Origin of the sequence: Oceanobacter kriegii DSM 6294 (assembly GCF_000422845.1) — a bacterium.
Lineage (GTDB): Bacteria > Pseudomonadota > Gammaproteobacteria > Pseudomonadales > Oceanobacteraceae > Oceanobacter > Oceanobacter kriegii.
The window spans coordinates 115,480-132,013 of sequence record NZ_AUGV01000003.1 but is presented as its reverse complement, the minus strand read 5'-3'; the positions used below and the strand labels follow the sequence as shown (position 1 = coordinate 132,013).

The following is a 16,534-nucleotide window of genomic DNA, read 5'->3' as shown; positions in this document are numbered from 1 at the left end:
CACAACTGATAGCAACGTGCACGGACAGATCGAATCTCCATGACGCAAATCAGCTATACCGACGACGGCGTAGAACGTCAGACGCTCCGCCAGTACACCGAAAACGCCTACCTGAATTACTCCATGTACGTGATTCTGGACCGTGCCCTGCCGCATGTTGGCGATGGTCTGAAACCGGTACAACGGCGCATCATCTACGCCATGAGTGAGCTGGGCCTGAAGGCATCGGCCAAGTACAAGAAATCGGCCCGTACCGTCGGTGACGTATTGGGTAAGTACCATCCTCACGGTGACAGCGCCTGCTACGAAGCCATGGTGTTGATGGCGCAGCCGTTTTCCTATCGTTACCCGCTGGTCGATGGCCAGGGCAACTGGGGTGCGCCGGACGACCCGAAATCCTTCGCCGCCATGCGTTACACCGAAGCCAAACTGTCGGTGTTCTCGGAAGTGCTGTTGTCGGAACTGGGTCAGGGCACGGTAGAGTGGCAGCCCAACTTTGATGGCACCATGGATGAACCGGCCACCCTGCCGGCGCGTTTGCCCCATGTGATGCTGAACGGCACCACCGGTATTGCCGTGGGTATGGCGACGGATATTCCGCCGCACAACGTCCGTGAAGTGGCCAGCGCCTGTATTCATTTGCTGGATAACCCCAATGCCGGTGTCGATGATCTGGTCGAGCTGGTGCCGGGTCCGGATTTCCCCACTGATGCCGAAATCATTACCCCCCGCGAAGACCTCCGCAAGATTTACCAAAGCGGCAAGGGCACGTTCAAAATGCGGGCGGTGTACCACATTGAAGATGGCGACATCGTTATCACCGCGCTGCCGCACCAGAGCTCTGGCTCCAAGGTGATGGAACAGATTGCCGCCCAGATGCAGGCCAAAAAGCTGCCGCTGGTAAGTGACCTGCGTGACGAATCCGACCACGAGAACCCGACCCGTCTGGTGATTGTGCCGCGCACCCGCAAGGTCGACGTGGAAGCGGTGATGGCGCACCTGTTTGCTACCACTGATCTGGAACGCAACTACCGCGTTAATATGAACGTGATTGGCCTCGACGGCCGTCCACAGGTGAAAAACCTCGTCACCATGCTGTCGGAGTGGTTGCAGTACCGCACCGCCACCGTCCGTCGTCGTTTGCAGTACCGTCTCGACAAGGTACTGGCGCGCCTGCACATCCTCGAAGGTTTGTTGGTGGCGTTCCTCAACATCGACGAAGTGATCGACATCATCCGTACCGAAGAGCATCCAAAAGCCGTGCTGATGGAGCGCTTTGGCATCACGGATACCCAGGCCGAAGCCATTCTGGAACTGAAACTGCGTCATCTTGCCAAGCTGGAAGAGATGAAGATTCGTGGTGAGCAGGATGAGCTGGAAAAAGAGCGCGACTATTTGGAGAAAACCCTCGGTTCCGAGCGCCGCCTGAAAACCCTGATCAAGAAAGAAATCACCGCCGACGCCGAAAAATACGGCGACGACCGTCGTTCGCCGCTGGTACAGCGTGGCGAAGCCAAGGCGCTGTCAGAAACCGAGCTGATGACCTCCGATCCGGTGACTGTCGTACTGTCGGAAAAAGGCTGGATTCGGGCCGCCAAGGGCCACGATATCGACGCCACCAAGCTCAGCTACAAATCCGGCGACCAGTTCCTGACGCTGGCCACCGGCCGCAGTAACGAGCCGGTTATTCTGCTGGACGACACCGGCCGCAGTTACAGCATTGCCGCCCATACCCTGCCAAGCGCCCGTGGTCAGGGCGAGCCGCTAACTGGCCGCTTGAACCCACCGTCTGGTGCCAGCTTCAAACATCTGTTGATGGGCAATGACAAGCAGGAGCTGCTGCTGTGCAGCGACGCCGGTTACGGTTTTATCACCACGCTGGCCGACATGCAGAGCAAGAACAAAGCGGGCAAGGCGCTGATCAGTTTGCCGCAAGGTGCCGAGGCACTGACGCCATCGCTGATTCAGGATGTGGATAACAGCTGGATTGCGGCTGTGACCAACGAAGGCCGTTTGCTGGTGTTCCCGGTGGCGGACGTTCCGAAACTGGCCAAAGGCAAGGGCAACAAGCTGATCAACATCAGCGCTGCTCGTGCCAGCAGCCGCGAAGAGCTGATGATTGCGGTGTGTGCTTTCACTCCGGCTGATGTGCTGGTGGTGCACAGCGGCAAGCGTCATATGAAGCTGAAATTCAGCGATCTGGAGCACTATCAGGGTGAGCGTGGCCGTCGTGGTAACAAGCTGCCACGAGGCTTCCAGAACGTTGATGCGCTGGCCGTTGCCAGCTCGGATACCGGAGCCACTGACGGCGATCAGTGACCTTTCACCACCACCCGGTTACGACCGCTGCCTTTGGCCTCATAAAGGGCTTCGTCAGCGTCATTGAGCAGATGGCTGTCTTCCGTATGCTGATCCGGGTAACAGCCGGAGATACCGATACTGATCGTCAGACGGAGGTCTCCGGCGTCGGTTTGTATCGGGCTTTCCTGCATGATCAATCGCAGCCGTTCGGCCATGTCGGCGGCATCTTCCAATGGCGTATTGGGCAAAATTACCGCAAATTCTTCACCGCCATAGCGGGCCACACAGTCTCCCGGCCGTGAAAACGTCGCTTCGATACGGCTGGCCATGGTGCGCAGGCAAGCATCGCCGACCGGATGACCGTGTTGGTCGTTGACCTGTTTGAAATGGTCGGCATCCAGCATCAGGATCGACAATGGCTCGTGCACGCGGCTGCAACGGCGTACTTCCTTGCTGATCTGGGTGTCGAAATAACGCCGGTTCATCACCCCGGTGAGGGCATCCGTCACCGACAAGCGGGTCAGCTCCTGATTGGCAGACTCCAGATGGGTGGTCAGGTTTTCCAGTTCGCGGGTGCGGTCGGCGACCATTTTCTCCAACTGACGGTTGGTTTGTTTCTCGATGGTCAGCAACTCTTCCTTGGCCTTGAGGTTGGATTCCCGCTCCTTGTTGATCGCCAATTGTAATTCGTAGGCGCGTTGCTGGGCCTTGGCGCGCAACGAGCGTTCCCAATTCATGCGGTCGGCCAGAGCAATGGCCAGCAGAATAACCTCCAGAATGACGCCGCCGACCTGAAAGTACTGGCCGGTGTAGGAGTAGGGCAGCAAGCCCTTGATCATCAGCACGTTGACCATGGTCGACAGAATCATGCCGAACCAGGCCACGGTGAACATGCGCGCGCCCTGGTGGTTGCGTTGCCATAGGGTGACGCCGTACACCATCGACAACACCATGGTGGCCATCGCAAACAGATCGGTGGCAAAACCGCGGGTAGCGATGCCACTGCCGACCAGAATCAGCGATGACGTCCAGTAAGCGATGGTGAGGTTGTTGATCCAGATGTACCAACCGCCGACGCTGTTAAGCCTCAGAAAGTGGCGTACAAACAAGGCCCCGAAGATCATGCTGCAATAGATCGACAGTGGATAAATCTTGCGGCTGACCAGATCGTAATGACCCCACAGCAAATAATGTCCCCAACCGGTGGCGGCCATGATGTAAATGATCATGCTGCCCAGGTACATGACGTAATACACGTAGCTGATGTCCCGGGTGACCCCGGCAATGGCAATGTTGTAGAGGAACAGCGCCAGTAGCATCCCCAGCAGCAAGGCATGAATGCCCAGATCACGATGTTTGAAGTCGTCGTGGTCTTCGCGTGGCCAGATCACCATGGGCGCCATGATCAGGAAGTCTGATTCGATCTTGATCAGAACCTCAATGCTGCTCAGACCACCGATTTGCAGCGGGAAAATATGATGGCGGTCGCGCTCGTAATAACGATCAGGGGATACCGTAAAGCCGGATTCGTAAAAGCGTGCCTCGCTCCAGACCGGGCCGTCGTCGTTCACATCGACCTCGTAGACGCCAATGTACTGCATGGTGGCCCAGCCCACCTCAAGAATGCGGTCGACCGGATCGGGAGAATGGTTTTCCAGTCGCAGCCGCAGCCACACTGGGTCTTCCTGACGGCCAAAGGTGATGGAGTCGGTGGCGGGTTTTATCCAGTCGAGCCCGGGAGCGCGGTAAACATCGGCCGCAGTCATTTCCTCAGGTGCTCTGGCAAAGCGCACCTGATTGGCCCGGATTCGTAATACCGGTGGCTCGTTGAGAACAAAATGATCGCTGTTGAGCTGAATCGGCTCCGGTAGCGAACCGGCCAGCAGTGTGGACGGCAAACCCAGAAACAGGGATATCAGCAAGCAGCGCAGATACCACTCCATTGGCACCCCTTGCGGTGAACATGATGGAAGAAGACTGATGACAGCTGATTTCAGTATGGCACAGGGTCTGGGAGTGTGCGTTGCTGCTTATGGGGACATCTGTTTAATCCTGCACGGCTCTGCGCGAGTGTTGCCGTTGTTCAGTGCAAGGCGACGAATGCAGCGAAATGACGAGTCCTTTTCAAGTTCGTCAACACCGCACTGAGCGGCGGCAACCCGCGCCCTGCGGGGGCTGCCGGATGACCTCGACTCTGTGTCGCCGACTTTTGACTTGACCCGTCAGGCCTGCAAGTCGGCTTCGTGATTCGAAACCATCCGACAGCCCAGAGTGAGCACCGGATTAAATAGATGTCCCCACAAGGTCTCAGCGGCAGCAATTGTGGCATCAGGCCGTTGCGGCGCTGCCTACCCGGAACAGGCGGAAGCAGAATTCCTTGGTTTGCTTGCTCTTGATCTCGACCCAATGGGCCGGAATGGACGGCGTCAGGGTGGCTTCGTGCTCTACATACACCAGCGCACCATCGAGCAACGACAATGAGTCCAGTGCCGGTTGCAGCAAGTTGAGGCCAAACGGCGGGTCGAGGAACACCAGATCGTAGGGTTCCGGGTTTTGCGACAACCAGTGCAAGGCATCACCGGCCCACACCTGGGCATTGCGGGCGTTCAGTGTCGACAGGTTTTCTTTCAGTTGCAGCGCCGCCTTGGGATTTTTCTCCAGAAAAATCACCTCTTTGGCACCGCGTGACAAGGCTTCAAAGCCCAGCGCACCGCTGCCAGCAAAGGCGTCCAGCACCCGTGCACCCTCGACTTCAAATTGCAGCCAGTTGAACAGGGTTTCGCGGACACGATCCAGGGTTGGGCGCAAGCCGTCGATGGCCGGGAAGCGCAAACGGCGGGAACGCCATTCGCCGCCAATGATTCTGAGTTGCTGTGAAGTGGGCTTAGCCAAGAGAACTCTCTGCCTTCAATAAAAACAAAGCTGAATGTTAGCAATCGGACCACCGGTATCAAAAGGTGTTCATCGCGATTGGGACATAAAAAGCGGCCGGTTTAGTGGTAGCATAGGCGCAATTCATACCGCCTGATTATCCAGCGAGTAAACAGATTCATCATGTTCAGTTTTTTTAAGCGCAAGAAAAAGGACCAGCAGCCTGCCGAACAGGACGTGGCCGTTGAGGAAACCCTTGAAACCAGCACCGCCGACGCAGCGGAAAGCGACAGTGCCGCGGCAGACACCAGTTCCGACGTTGCTCCAGAAGCCGTTGAGCCTGCAGAAGCTTCCGAGCCGGTAGAAAAAGCGGTCGAAGAGGTTGCTGACGTGGCTGCTGAAGAGTCCCGGCCAGAACCTCAGTCTGATGACACCGAAGTAAGCGACGCCACAGTAAGAGACGTCGTCGCGGAAGCGGCGGAACCAGCGTCAGACGTCACTGACGTCGAGGCAGCGGCTGACGTTGCTGCTGAGGCTGATGTCGACCGTGCTAACACACAAGACAGCGAAACCGTCAGCGAAGCGCTGGCCACAGCGGTTACCGCCGATGCGTTTGATGCCGCCGCGGAAACCACCGAAGAAACCGTTGAAGAAGTGGCTGCCGAGCCGGAAGTCGCGCCACAACCGGCCAAAAAAGGCTTTTTTGCCCGCATCAAGGACGGCCTGTCGCGCACCCGCAGCAGCCTGACCGACGGTCTGGCGACCTTGTTGCTGGGCAAAAAGGAAATCGACGAAGACCTGCTGGAAGAGCTCGAAACCCAGCTGATCATGGCCGATGTTGGTGTTGAAGCCACGGCTGACATCATGGGCCGTTTGACCGAGCGGGTATCCCGCAAGGAACTGAAAGACTCCGACGCCCTCTACAACGCCCTGATTGAAGAACTGAAGCAGACCCTTGCCGACGTTGAAGCGCCGCTGCAACTGCACAAAGAGAAAAAGCCGTTCGTGATTCTGATGGTTGGCATCAACGGTGTGGGTAAAACCACCACCATTGGCAAGCTGGCCCGTCAGTACCAGAACGAAGGCAAGAGCGTGATGCTGGCCGCCGGTGACACTTTCCGTGCTGCTGCTGTTGAACAGCTGCAAGTGTGGGGTGAACGTAACCAGGTGCCTGTGGTTGCCCAGCATACCGGTGCCGACTCTGCTTCTGTGATCTTTGACGCAGTACAAGCGGCCCAAAGCCGTAACATCGATGTCCTGATTGCTGACACCGCCGGTCGTCTGCATAACAAGGACAACCTGATGCAGGAACTGGAAAAAGTGGTTCGGGTAATGAAAAAACTCGATCCGGAAGCGCCGCACGAAGTCATGCTGGTGCTCGACGCCGGTACTGGCCAAAACGCCATTAACCAGACCAAGCAGTTCCTGCAAGCGGTTGGCGTTTCCGGCCTGACACTGACCAAGCTGGATGGCACCGCCAAGGGTGGTGTGATCTTCGCACTGGCCAAGCAGTTCGGCATCCCGGTGCGCTTTATTGGTGTCGGGGAAGGCATTGAAGACCTGCGCCCATTCCAGGCCAGCCAATTTATTGATGCTCTGTTCCAGCGGGAAAACCAGTCTGGGCAGTAATGGAGCCTGAACCATGAGCATGGTGCGGTTTGATCAGGTCAGCAAGCGCTATGGCGCGGCTGGCAAGGATGCGCTCAATGGCGTTAACTTTGAACTGCAGCGCGGTGAGCTGGCCTTTCTGACCGGCCACAGCGGGGCAGGCAAAAGCACCCTGCTGAAGTTGATGATGATGATGGAGCGGCCCACTCGGGGCCAGATTCACATTGACGACCAGCTGATCAACACCCTCAAGCCCTCGCAGGTTCCTTACCATCGCCGCAAGGTGGGGGTGGTATTCCAGAACCACCAGTTGCTGTTTGATCGCAGCGTTTACGACAACGTCGCCCTGCCGTTGCAAATTGCCGGTTACTCACCGGTCGACTGTGCCCGCCGGGTGCGTGCGGCGCTGGACTCCGTTGGCTTGCTGCAATACGAACAGCGCAACCCGATTGAGCTGTCTGGCGGTGAACAGCAGCGCGTTGGCATTGCCCGTGCGGTGGTCAACAAACCCGCCTTGCTGCTGGCCGACGAACCGACCGGCAACCTTGACCCCGAACTCTCTGCGGAAATCATGGATCTGTTTGTGCGTTTTCAACAGGTCGGGGTGACCGTACTGATCGCCACCCACGACATCGCCCTGATTGAACGGATGGGCAAACGCCGTTTGATTCTTGACCACGGCCGTATGCTGGGAGACACCCATGTCGTCGCCTGAACCTCGCTCTGCTGGCCGCCGTTCCAGCTCGTCCCGCAAACGCGGATCTCAGCGTACCGAACCCCAGCGTAAGGGCTCACAAGGGGCCTCTGCCCAAAGCATTGGCATGCTGGGTCGTGCCAGCGCCTGGCTGGGGCACCATCAGCTGGTGGCGGTAGAAACCCTGCTGAAACTGCTGGCCCAGCCGTTGGCAAGTTTGCTGACCTGGCTGGTGATTGCCATCGCGTTGACCCTGCCCGGGGCGCTCTGGATGGCGGTGAACAACCTGCAGCAGCTCAGCGACACCGTGCAGCAGTCGGGCCGCATCAGTGTTTATCTGCAAACCTCGGTATCCGATGCCGATGCGCGCGCCTTGCAACAACAGGTGAATCAACTGAATCACGTCGAACGCACCGAGTTGATTGGTGCGGACGATGCTTTGCAGCAGTTTGCCGCCAACAGCGGCTTTGATGATGCACTGGCGCTGCTGGGGGAGAACCCGTTGCCAGCAGTTCTGTTGGTGGAACCGCCGCTGGGCACTTCCAGCAGTGACCTGTCGGTGTTGCGACTGGCACTGGAGAACATGGCGGGCGTCGAGGAAGCGGTGCTCGACCTGGCCTGGCTGGAACGGCTGAAATCCTTGTTGGCACTGGGTCAGCGGGTAATTCTGGTGCTGGGTGGGCTGTTGGCGCTGGCCATTCTGCTGGTGGTGGGCAACACCATCCGGCTGGCCATTGCTGCCCGGGTGGACGAAATCCGGGTGGTGAAGCTGGTTGGCGGTACCAATGCCTGGGTACGTCGTCCCTTCCTTTATACCGGCCTCTGGTACGGCATGGTGGGCGGTCTGATGAGCTGGCTGCTGCTACTGCTGTGCTGGCTGATTCTGCAAGGCCCGGTGGGCGAACTGGCGTCCCTGTATGGCTCAGGCTTTGAACTGCAGCCACTTTCCGGCGGCGCATCGCTGCTATTGTTACTGGCGGCCATGCTGCTGGGTTGGCTGGGTGCCTGGTGGTCGGTGAGCCGTCATCTGGACGACATCGAACCCTGATACCCTTGGCTGTCTGCGCGAATCGTGCAGAATGTAGCAGATGTTTCCTATCGCAAGAAAATACGACTTATTGTTCCGATAATGGAACCAGTGAAGGACTTGGATGTCTGTAAATTCAGGTGCTACACTGCATGGCGTACTAAACAGATGCAGTACAGAATGAATGCCATTGGCACTGATGGTTCTCTACTTTGTCTTTACTGGAGTGTTCAATGAACAAAGGTTTGCAAGCCGTTGATGCCTTGTCCCCGGGAGCCAATCTCGAGGCGTATCTTTCTACGGTCAATGCGATTCCTGTCTTAAGCGTAGAAGAAGAACGTGAGCTGGCCGAGCGCCTGCATTATCACGAAGACCTGGAGGCTGCACGCCGTCTGGTTATGTCTCATCTTCGCTTTGTTGTGCACATTGCCCGCAGCTATTCCGGTTACGGTCTGAACCAGTCCGACCTGATTCAGGAAGGCAACGTTGGCCTGATGAAAGCCGTCAAACGCTTCAACCCGGAAGTGGGTGTGCGTCTGGTGTCCTTTGCCGTACATTGGATCAAGGCTGAGATTCACGAATTTATCCTGCGTAACTGGCGCATCGTTAAAGTGGCCACCACCAAGGCCCAGCGTAAGCTGTTCTTTAACCTGCGCAGCCAGAAAAAACGCATGGGTTGGCTGACCAACGATGAAGCCAACTCCATTGCCGACGATCTGGGCGTGGAAACCAAAACCGTGTTCGAGATGGAAGGCCGTCTGAACGCCTACGATGCTGCCTTTGATGCAGGCGTCGACGACGATGAAGAATCGTCCTATCAGGCGCCAGCGTACTATCTGGAAGACAAGAGCGCCGACCCGGCGACCCTGGTGGAAGCTGAAAACTTCGAGCAAGACGCCAACGACCGTCTGGTGTCTGCCCTGGGCGACCTCGACGACCGCAGCCGCACCATCCTGCAGCAGCGCTGGTTGAACGAAGAGAAGGCAACCCTGCACGAGCTGGCCGCCATGTACGAAGTGTCGGCAGAGCGTATCCGACAGCTGGAAAAGAACGCACTGAAGAAGCTGAAAAACGCCATGGGCGGTGCTTTGGTACCAGCCTGACCAGCAACGCCTTCGTGTGTTATCAAAGCCACCCTCGCGGTGGCTTTTTTGTGGCTGGCGTTTACAGGCTGAGCGCCAGACGAGCTGGTTTACCTGTGAATGCTCAGCAATCTCCGGTGCGCGGTGCTCACCCTACCCATATCAGCACCGAACGTAGGTCAGATAAAGACGCGCAGCGGCTGCCATCTGACACCGCACCACTGAATCGCAGCCACAAAAAAGCCGCTCGAGTTGAGCGGCTTTTTCAGAGTCTGAATCGCTTGCGGGGGCTTATTTACCGCCACGCATGGAATCAAAGAACTCGTCGTTGGTCTTGGTCTGACCCAGTTTGCCCAGCATGAATTCGATGGCTGGTACGTCTTCCATTTCGCTCATCAGCTTACGCAGAATCCACAGACGCTGCAGGTCAGCTTCAGGGAACATCATGTCTTCACGACGGGTGCCGGAACGACGGATGTTGATGGCCGGGTAGATGCGCTTCTCAGCGATCTTACGATCCAGGTGCAATTCCTGGTTACCGGTACCCTTGAATTCTTCGTAGATCACTTCGTCCATCTTCGAACCGGTATCAACCAGTGCGGTGGCGATGATGGTCAGGGAACCGCCTTCTTCAACGTTACGGGCAGCACCAAAGAAGCGCTTTGGTTTTTCCAGCGCGTTGGCGTCCACACCACCGGTCAGAACCTTACCAGAGGAAGGAATTACGGTGTTGTAGGCACGGGCCAGACGGGTAATGGAGTCCAGCAGGATCACTACGTCGCGCTTGTGCTCAACCAGACGCTTGGCTTTTTCGATCACCATTTCAGCAACCTGTACGTGACGGGCTGGCGGCTCATCGAAGGTAGAGGCAACCACTTCGCCGCGCACGGAGCGCTTCATTTCGGTTACTTCTTCCGGACGTTCGTCGATCAGCAGAACGATCACGTCACAATCCGGGTTGTTATGGGTAATAGACTGCGCAATGGTTTGCAGCAGCATGGTCTTACCGGCTTTTGGTGGTGCGACGATCAGGCCACGCTGGCCTTTACCGATCGGAGCAATCAGATCCAGTACGCGGGAAGACAAATCTTCAGTGGAACCGTTACCACGTTCCAGTACGAAGCGTTCGTTCGGGAACAGTGGGGTCAGGTTTTCGAACAGTACCTTGTTCTTGGCATTCTCTGGCTTGTCGTCGTTGATCTCAGCGACTTTCAGCATCGCAAAGTAACGTTCGCCGTCTTTTGGCGGACGAATCTTGCCAGCAATCTTGTCACCCTTACGCAGGTTGAAACGGCGAATCTGGCTTGGTGATACGTAAATATCGTCCGGGCCGGCCAGGTAAGAGCTGTTTGCACTTCTCAGGAAGCCGAAGCCATCCTGCAGAATTTCCAATACCCCATCACCATAAATATCTTCACCGCTTTTGGCGTGATGCTTGAGGATCGCAAAAATAATGTCCTGTTTACGCGTACGGCTGACGTTTTCCAGGTTCATTTCCCGGGCGATTTCAAGCAGCTCAGGAACGGACTTCAATTTAAGATCGGAAAGGTTCATAGGGAAGAATGTGATTTGCAGTTATTGGAAATAAGGAGTGCTTGATTTGAATATCAAGGAGAGGCGTGCTCTGGAGGACCCAAAGCTTGATTTGAACTATAGACCCTATATTTCAGGGTGTCCAGACCAAAAGGCGAATAGCCGCCTTTTGGTTGGATTGATCACAGATCAGCTGATCTGAATCAGATTGCCTGCTGGATGAAGGCAGTCAGTTCGGACTTGCTCATGGCACCAATCTTGGTGGCTTCCACGTTGCCGTTCTTGAACAGGATCAGGGTAGGAATGCTGCGGATGCCGTATTTAGGCGCAGTCGCTTCATTCTGGTCGATGTTCAGCTTGGCGATTTTCAGCTTGCCTTCGAACTCTTCGGCAATCTCTTCCAGAACCGGAGCGATCATCTTGCACGGGCCGCACCACTCTGCCCAGAAATCTACCAGTACTGGCAGGTCGTTGCCCAAAACGTCGGCTTCAAAAGTATCGTCACTGGTGGTGATGATGAGATCGCTCATGGTTTCCCCTTGCGTGTTGAGGTCATAATTGCCTGTATTGTACGCCGGACTTGAATGGAATCAATCACAACCATTGCCCAAATATGGGATGGACAAGCCCATTTCGCAGTTGCATATTCGGTGTTTTGCAGCAGAAAAAGCGTCAGGATAACGAGTTATGTCTGATACACCTGCCCAGCCTGGCGAGCTGATTGCCGCGGTAGATCTGGGTTCCAACAGTTTTCATATGGTGGTGGCCCGTGAGTTTCACGGCGAGTTCCGGACGCTGGAACGACGGGGTCAGAAAGTGCAATTGGCCGCGGGTTTGGACGATCAGTTCCAATTGTCGGAAGAAGCCCAGCAGCGTGGCCTGGAATGTTTGCGCGAGTTTGCCCAGCGTTTGCAGGGCATGGACCCGGCCAAGGTCAGCGTGCTGGCCACCAACGCCCTGCGGGCGGCGCGTAACCGGCAGGAATTTATTGACCGTGCCGAGGCGGTACTGGGCTATCCCATTGAAGTGATTGCCGGTCGTGAAGAGGCCCGCCTGATCTATCTGGGCGTATCCCACACGCTGGCCGACGATGCCGGGAACCGTCTTGTGGTCGACATCGGCGGCGGCAGCACCGAATTCATTATTGGTGAGCGCTTTGAACCGAAAGCGCTTGAAAGCCTGCACATGGGCTGTGTTTCCTTTACCAAACGCTTCTTTGCTGATGGCAAGATCAACGAAGCCAACTTCGACAAAGCAGTGGCGGCTGCCCGTCAGGAACTGCTCAACATTGAAGGCCAGTACACCCGGCTGGGTTGGGACAGCGCGGTGGGCTCATCCGGCACCATTCGCGCAGTAGAGCAAACCGTGGTGGAGTTTGGCTGGTCGTCGGAAGGCATCACCAAGCAAGCCCTGAAGAAGCTGCGCAAGCAGGCGATGCAGTTCGACACCATCGATGATGTCGCGCTGCCGGGGGTCAAGGTAGAACGCCGTCAGGTGTTTATTGGTGGGCTGGCGATTTTGACTGCGGTGTTCGACACCTTCGGCATTGAGCACATGGTCTACAGCGACGGTGCCCTGCGTGAAGGCGCCTTGTGGGATCTGTTCGGCCGTTCCGATCATGAAGATGTGCGCCGCCGGACGGTGCAGTCGTTGAAGGAACGCTTTTTTGTCGAAGACGATCAGGCCGAGCGAGTGCGTGATACGGCCCTGGCGCTGTTCGCTCAGGTGAAGGATGTCTGGGGAATGGACGACAGCATGGCCAACTGGCTGGTGTGGGGTGCCGAGCTGCATGAGATTGGCTTGAGCCTGTCTCACAGTGGCTTTCACAAGCACGGTGCCTATTTGCTGCAACATGCCGATATGCTGGGCTTCACCCGTCAGGGGCAGGCCAAACTGGCGGCGCTGGTGCGCTGTCATCGACGCAAGTTTGCGGTGGCCGAGTTCGATACCATTTCCAAATCCCGCCGTGGCCAGATGATTCAGCTGGCTCGCTTGCTGCGGCTGGCGGTGATTCTGAATCACGGCCGTGGCGTGCATCCGGTGCCGGTACCGCAGCTGGACGTTGAGGATGATTGCCTCAAGGTGGTGTTGCCAGATTCCTGGCTTGATGAGCACCCACTGACGGCCGGAGATTTGGCTGCGGAAGTGGATTACCAGAAGGCGGTGGGCATGGCGCTTGAGGTTCGCTGAGGCGAGGCTTCGGTGAGCGCGTAAAAAGCCCTGGCTTCGCAAGAAGGCAGGGCTTTTTGGTATCAGCGACCCTAGCTCGACGCTGCTGCCAAATTATCGATGAGGATATTCTGGGCGCGGATAACGTCCTCACCGTCGGCCGGTTGGCGACGAATGTAGGAACCGTCGGATTGCAGAATCCAGGCCTGACTGTTGTCGTCCATATAGGCTTGTAGCTCGGATTTCACACGTTCCTTGAGCTTGTTGGACTCAATTGGGAAGGCGGTCTCCACCCGGTTCAGCAGGTTACGTTCCATCAGATCGGCGGAGCCTGCGTAGACTTCGTCCTTGCCGTCATTGAGGAAGTAGTAAACCCGGGTGTGCTCAAGGAAGCGGCCAATGATGGAGCGCACTTCAATGTTCTCTGACACACCGGCAATGCCCGGCCGCAGGCAGCACATGCCGCGAATGATCAGCTCGACTTTCACACCCGCTTGCGATGCCTTGTAAAGCGCCTTGATCAGCTTGGGCTCGGTGAGGCCGTTGGCTTTCATACGAATCAGCGCCGGTTTACCGGCTTCCGCATGGGCGCGTTCGCGGTCGACCATGGCGATCAGGTTCTTGTGCAGGGTGAACGGCGCGTGGAACAGCTTCTTGATCTTCAGTGCCGCACCCATGCCGGTCAGTTGCTGGAACACCGCGGCTACGTCTTCACCAATCAGGTCGTTGCTGGTGAGGAAGCTGTAGTCGGTGTAGGCGCGAGCGTTGCCGGCGTGGTAGTTACCGGTGCCCAAGTGCACGTAGCGTTTGTAACGGTCGCCTTCCTTGCGCACGATCAGCATCATCTTGGCGTGGGTTTTATAGCCCACCACGCCGTACACCACGACGGCGCCAGCTTCTTGCAGACGGTTGGCCAGATAGAGGTTTTCTTCCTCGTCAAAACGAGCCCGCAGCTCGATGACGACGGTCACTTCCTTGCCGTTACGGGCGGCATCCACCAGCGCGGTGACGATCTCGGATTTGGCGCCGGTGCGATACAGGGTTTGCTTGATGGCCTTGACGTTGGGGTCCTTGGCCGCTTCGCGCAACAGGTCGACCACCGGGGTGAACGACTCGAACGGATGCAGCAGCAAGGTGTCCTTTTCGCGCATGCTTTCGAAGATCGACTTCTTGAACTTGATGTTCTTCGGCAGGCCTGGGGTGAACGGCGTGTACTTCAGGTCCGGACGGTTGATCTGGCCAATTACCTCCATCAGGCGGCCGAGGTTCACCGGGCCGTTGACCTTGTAGAGGTCGTTCATGTCGAGGCTGAACTTGTGCAGCAGGAAGTCGACCAGTTCATCCGGGCAGTTGTCGGCCACTTCCAGACGCATTTCCTCACCGAAGTTACGGGAGTGCAATTCGTCTTCCAGGGCCGAGGCGAGGTCGTTGGTGCCGTCTTCGTCGATTTCGAGGTCGGCGTTACGGGTCACCCGGAACTGGTAGCAGCCTTTTACGTCCATGCCCGGGAACAGCTCATCGGCGTGTTCGTGAATCACCGAGGACAGGAAAATAAAGTGGTCGCCGCCGTCGGTCAGGTGATCCGGCAGGCGAATAATGCGTGGCAGCGAGCGTGGCGCCGGAATAATGGCGAGGCCGGTTTCGCGGCCAAAGGCGTCCTTGCCGTCCAGCTCAACAATGAAGTTGAGCGACTTGTTCACCAGTCGAGGGAACGGGTGGGACGGGTCGAGACCAATCGGACTGATCACCGGCTGAACGCTGTCGCGGAAGTACTCTTCGACCCACAGGCGTTGCTCTTCGGTCCAGTCACGACGACGCTGGAAGTGAATGTTCTCGGCTTCCAGCGCTGGCAATACGGTGTCGTTGAGGATGCGGTACTGACGCTCAACCGTAACACTGCAGAGGTCGTGAATTTCACTCAACACCTGCTGCGGGTGCTTGCCATCGGCACCGGCACGTTCACGGGCAAAGGTCAGCTGTTGGGTCAGGTTGGCGACCCGCACCTCGTAAAACTCGTCGAGGTTCTTGCTGAAAATGCAGAGGAAGAACAGCCGATCCAGCAGCGGATGGCTTTCATCCAGTGCTTGTTCCAGAACCCGAATATTGAACTGCAAATGGCTCAGTTCGCGGTTGATGTAGTACTCGGTGTTGTTCAGGTCGATCGGGGTATCGATGTTCTGTTCTTCGCTCATTCTTGTTCCTGTTATCAGCCTTTGTTGATCCACTCGGCGTATTGTTTGGCGTAGTAGGTCAGGATGCCATCGGCACCGGCGCGTTTCATGGCGGTGAGGGATTCCACCATCACGGCGTGGTCGTCGAGCCAGCCGTTGGCCGCGGCGGCCTTGTGCATGGCGTATTCACCACTGACCTGATAGACAAATGTTGGTGCCTGGAATTCGTCTTTGACGCGACGAACAATATCCAGATACGGCATACCTGGCTTGACCATCACCATGTCAGCGCCCTCGGACAAATCCAGTGCCACTTCGTGCAGGGCTTCGTTGGAGTTGGCCGGGTCCATCTGGTAGGTCTTTTTGTCGGCCTTGCCCAGATTGCCAGCGGAGCCGACGGCATCACGGAAGGGGCCGTAGTAAGCCGAAGCGTACTTGGCGGAGTACGCCATGATGCGGGTGTTAACGAATTTTTCTTCTTCCAGTGCGGCGCGGATGTCACCAATACGGCCATCCATCATATCCGATGGTGCAACCACATCGGCACCGGCTTCGGCGTGGGACAGCGCCTGTTTCACCAGGGTTTCAACGGTGATGTCGTTGAGGACGTAGCCGTCCTTGTCGATGATGCCATCCTGACCGTGAGTGGTGAACGGGTCCAGTGCCACGTCGGTCATGATGCCCAGTTCCGGCACGGCTTCCTTGATGGCGCGAATAGCACGCTGGGCCAGGCCGTTGGGATTGAAGGCTTCTTCGGCCATTTCCGACTTGGCGCTGTCCGGAGTAACCGGGAACAGGGCCAGCATCGGGATGCCGAGGTCGAACAGGTATTTGGCTTCTTCAACCAGCAGGTCGATGGACAGGCGTTCGACACCTGGCATGGAGGCGACTTGCTCACGTTCCTGATGGCCTTCCAGCACAAACATCGGGTAGATCAGGTCGTCGGTGGTGACGGTGTGTTCGCGCATCAGGCGACGGCTGAAGTTGTCCCGACGCATGCGGCGCATGCGAGTTTCCGGAAACATTCGCTGAGAATCGTTAAAGGCCATGATGTGCTCCTGTATACCCGTAAAATCGT

At 57.0% G+C, this 16,534-nt stretch carries 12 protein-coding genes; 6 read left to right on the top strand and 6 right to left on the bottom strand.

Annotation, left to right across the window (positions count from 1 at the left end; translation table 11 throughout):
- Positions 1-39 precede the first annotated feature (39 nt).
- The gene (gene parC / locus G516_RS0100550) at positions 40-2,319 is read left to right on the top strand and encodes a DNA topoisomerase IV subunit A (protein ID WP_028291998.1); all 2,280 of its coding nucleotides are present in this window, start codon (positions 40-42) and stop codon (positions 2,317-2,319) included.
- Here parC and G516_RS23580 read toward each other — a convergent pair.
- Positions 2,313-4,244, bottom strand: coding sequence for a sensor domain-containing diguanylate cyclase (locus tag G516_RS23580; RefSeq protein WP_051218791.1), 1,932 nt, complete (start codon positions 4,242-4,244; stop codon positions 2,313-2,315). The two genes, parC and G516_RS23580, sit on opposite strands and share 7 nt — an antisense overlap.
- Positions 4,245-4,629: 385 nt before the next feature.
- Entirely contained in the window at positions 4,630-5,193 is a 564-nt protein-coding gene (gene rsmD / locus G516_RS0100540) for a 16S rRNA (guanine(966)-N(2))-methyltransferase RsmD (protein ID WP_028291997.1), read from the bottom strand.
- A 162-nt stretch (positions 5,194-5,355) separates the two neighbouring features.
- Between rsmD and ftsY the strand changes: the two genes are divergently transcribed.
- The 4 genes from ftsY to rpoH all read left to right on the top strand — a co-directional run bounded on the left by ftsY (position 5,356) and on the right by rpoH (position 9,604).
- Positions 5,356-6,801, top strand: a complete 1,446-nt coding sequence (gene ftsY / locus G516_RS0100535) for a signal recognition particle-docking protein FtsY (RefSeq protein WP_028291996.1) — start codon at positions 5,356-5,358, stop codon at positions 6,799-6,801.
- Between the two features lie 19 nt (positions 6,802-6,820).
- A complete protein-coding gene (ftsE, locus tag G516_RS0100530) occupies positions 6,821-7,495 on the top strand; it encodes a cell division ATP-binding protein FtsE (RefSeq protein ID WP_028291995.1) in 675 nt (224 codons plus the stop codon).
- Entirely contained in the window at positions 7,482-8,522 is a 1,041-nt protein-coding gene (gene ftsX, locus G516_RS0100525; RefSeq protein WP_028291994.1) for a permease-like cell division protein FtsX, read from the top strand. The genes ftsE and ftsX overlap by 14 nt, the downstream gene beginning before the upstream one ends.
- A 212-nt stretch (positions 8,523-8,734) precedes the next feature.
- Complete coding sequence (gene rpoH, locus G516_RS0100520) at positions 8,735-9,604, top strand: RNA polymerase sigma factor RpoH (protein ID WP_028291993.1); 870 nt, start codon at positions 8,735-8,737, stop codon at positions 9,602-9,604.
- A 270-nt stretch (positions 9,605-9,874) separates the two neighbouring features.
- On the opposite strand, the gene rho is transcribed toward rpoH, so the two are convergent.
- Both rho and trxA read right to left on the bottom strand, forming a co-directional pair.
- Positions 9,875-11,137, bottom strand: a complete 1,263-nt coding sequence (gene rho, locus G516_RS0100515) for a transcription termination factor Rho (protein WP_028291992.1) — start codon at positions 11,135-11,137, stop codon at positions 9,875-9,877.
- Between the two features lie 182 nt (positions 11,138-11,319).
- Positions 11,320-11,646 carry a thioredoxin TrxA gene (gene trxA / locus G516_RS0100510; protein WP_028291991.1) on the bottom strand — a complete coding sequence of 109 codons (327 nt, stop codon included), beginning with the start codon at positions 11,644-11,646 and terminating at the stop codon, positions 11,320-11,322.
- A 157-nt stretch (positions 11,647-11,803) separates the two neighbouring features.
- Here trxA and ppx point away from each other — a divergent pair, with 157 nt between their 5' ends.
- Entirely contained in the window at positions 11,804-13,306 is a 1,503-nt protein-coding gene (gene ppx / locus G516_RS0100505; protein ID WP_028291990.1) for an exopolyphosphatase, read from the top strand.
- Positions 13,307-13,377: 71 nt separating this feature from the next.
- Here the strand turns inward: ppx and ppk1 are convergent, their stop codons facing one another.
- Entirely contained in the window at positions 13,378-15,477 is a 2,100-nt protein-coding gene (gene ppk1 / locus G516_RS0100500; RefSeq protein ID WP_028291989.1) for a polyphosphate kinase 1, read from the bottom strand.
- A gap of 14 nt (positions 15,478-15,491) precedes the next feature.
- Entirely contained in the window at positions 15,492-16,505 is a 1,014-nt protein-coding gene (gene hemB, locus G516_RS0100495) for a porphobilinogen synthase (protein ID WP_028291988.1), read from the bottom strand.
- Positions 16,506-16,534: the final 29 nt, after the last annotated feature.

Excerpts from the sequence above, each read along its gene's own strand:
- ftsE (WP_028291995.1), top strand. The coding sequence starts at position 6,821 with ATGGTGCGGTTTGATCAGGTCAGCAAGCGCTATGGCGCGGCTGGCAAG.
- hemB (WP_028291988.1), bottom strand. The coding sequence starts at position 16,505 with ATGGCCTTTAACGATTCTCAGCGAATGTTTCCGGAAACTCGCATGCGC.
- ftsY (WP_028291996.1), top strand. The coding sequence starts at position 5,356 with ATGTTCAGTTTTTTTAAGCGCAAGAAAAAGGACCAGCAGCCTGCCGAA.
- parC (WP_028291998.1), top strand. The coding sequence starts at position 40 with ATGACGCAAATCAGCTATACCGACGACGGCGTAGAACGTCAGACGCTC.
- ftsX (WP_028291994.1), top strand. The coding sequence starts at position 7,482 with ATGTCGTCGCCTGAACCTCGCTCTGCTGGCCGCCGTTCCAGCTCGTCC.
- G516_RS23580 (WP_051218791.1), bottom strand. The coding sequence starts at position 4,244 with ATGGAGTGGTATCTGCGCTGCTTGCTGATATCCCTGTTTCTGGGTTTG.
- ppx (WP_028291990.1), top strand. The coding sequence starts at position 11,804 with ATGTCTGATACACCTGCCCAGCCTGGCGAGCTGATTGCCGCGGTAGAT.
- ppk1 (WP_028291989.1), bottom strand. The coding sequence starts at position 15,477 with ATGAGCGAAGAACAGAACATCGATACCCCGATCGACCTGAACAACACC.
- trxA (WP_028291991.1), bottom strand. The coding sequence starts at position 11,646 with ATGAGCGATCTCATCATCACCACCAGTGACGATACTTTTGAAGCCGAC.
- rho (WP_028291992.1), bottom strand. The coding sequence starts at position 11,137 with ATGAACCTTTCCGATCTTAAATTGAAGTCCGTTCCTGAGCTGCTTGAA.
- rpoH (WP_028291993.1), top strand. The coding sequence starts at position 8,735 with ATGAACAAAGGTTTGCAAGCCGTTGATGCCTTGTCCCCGGGAGCCAAT.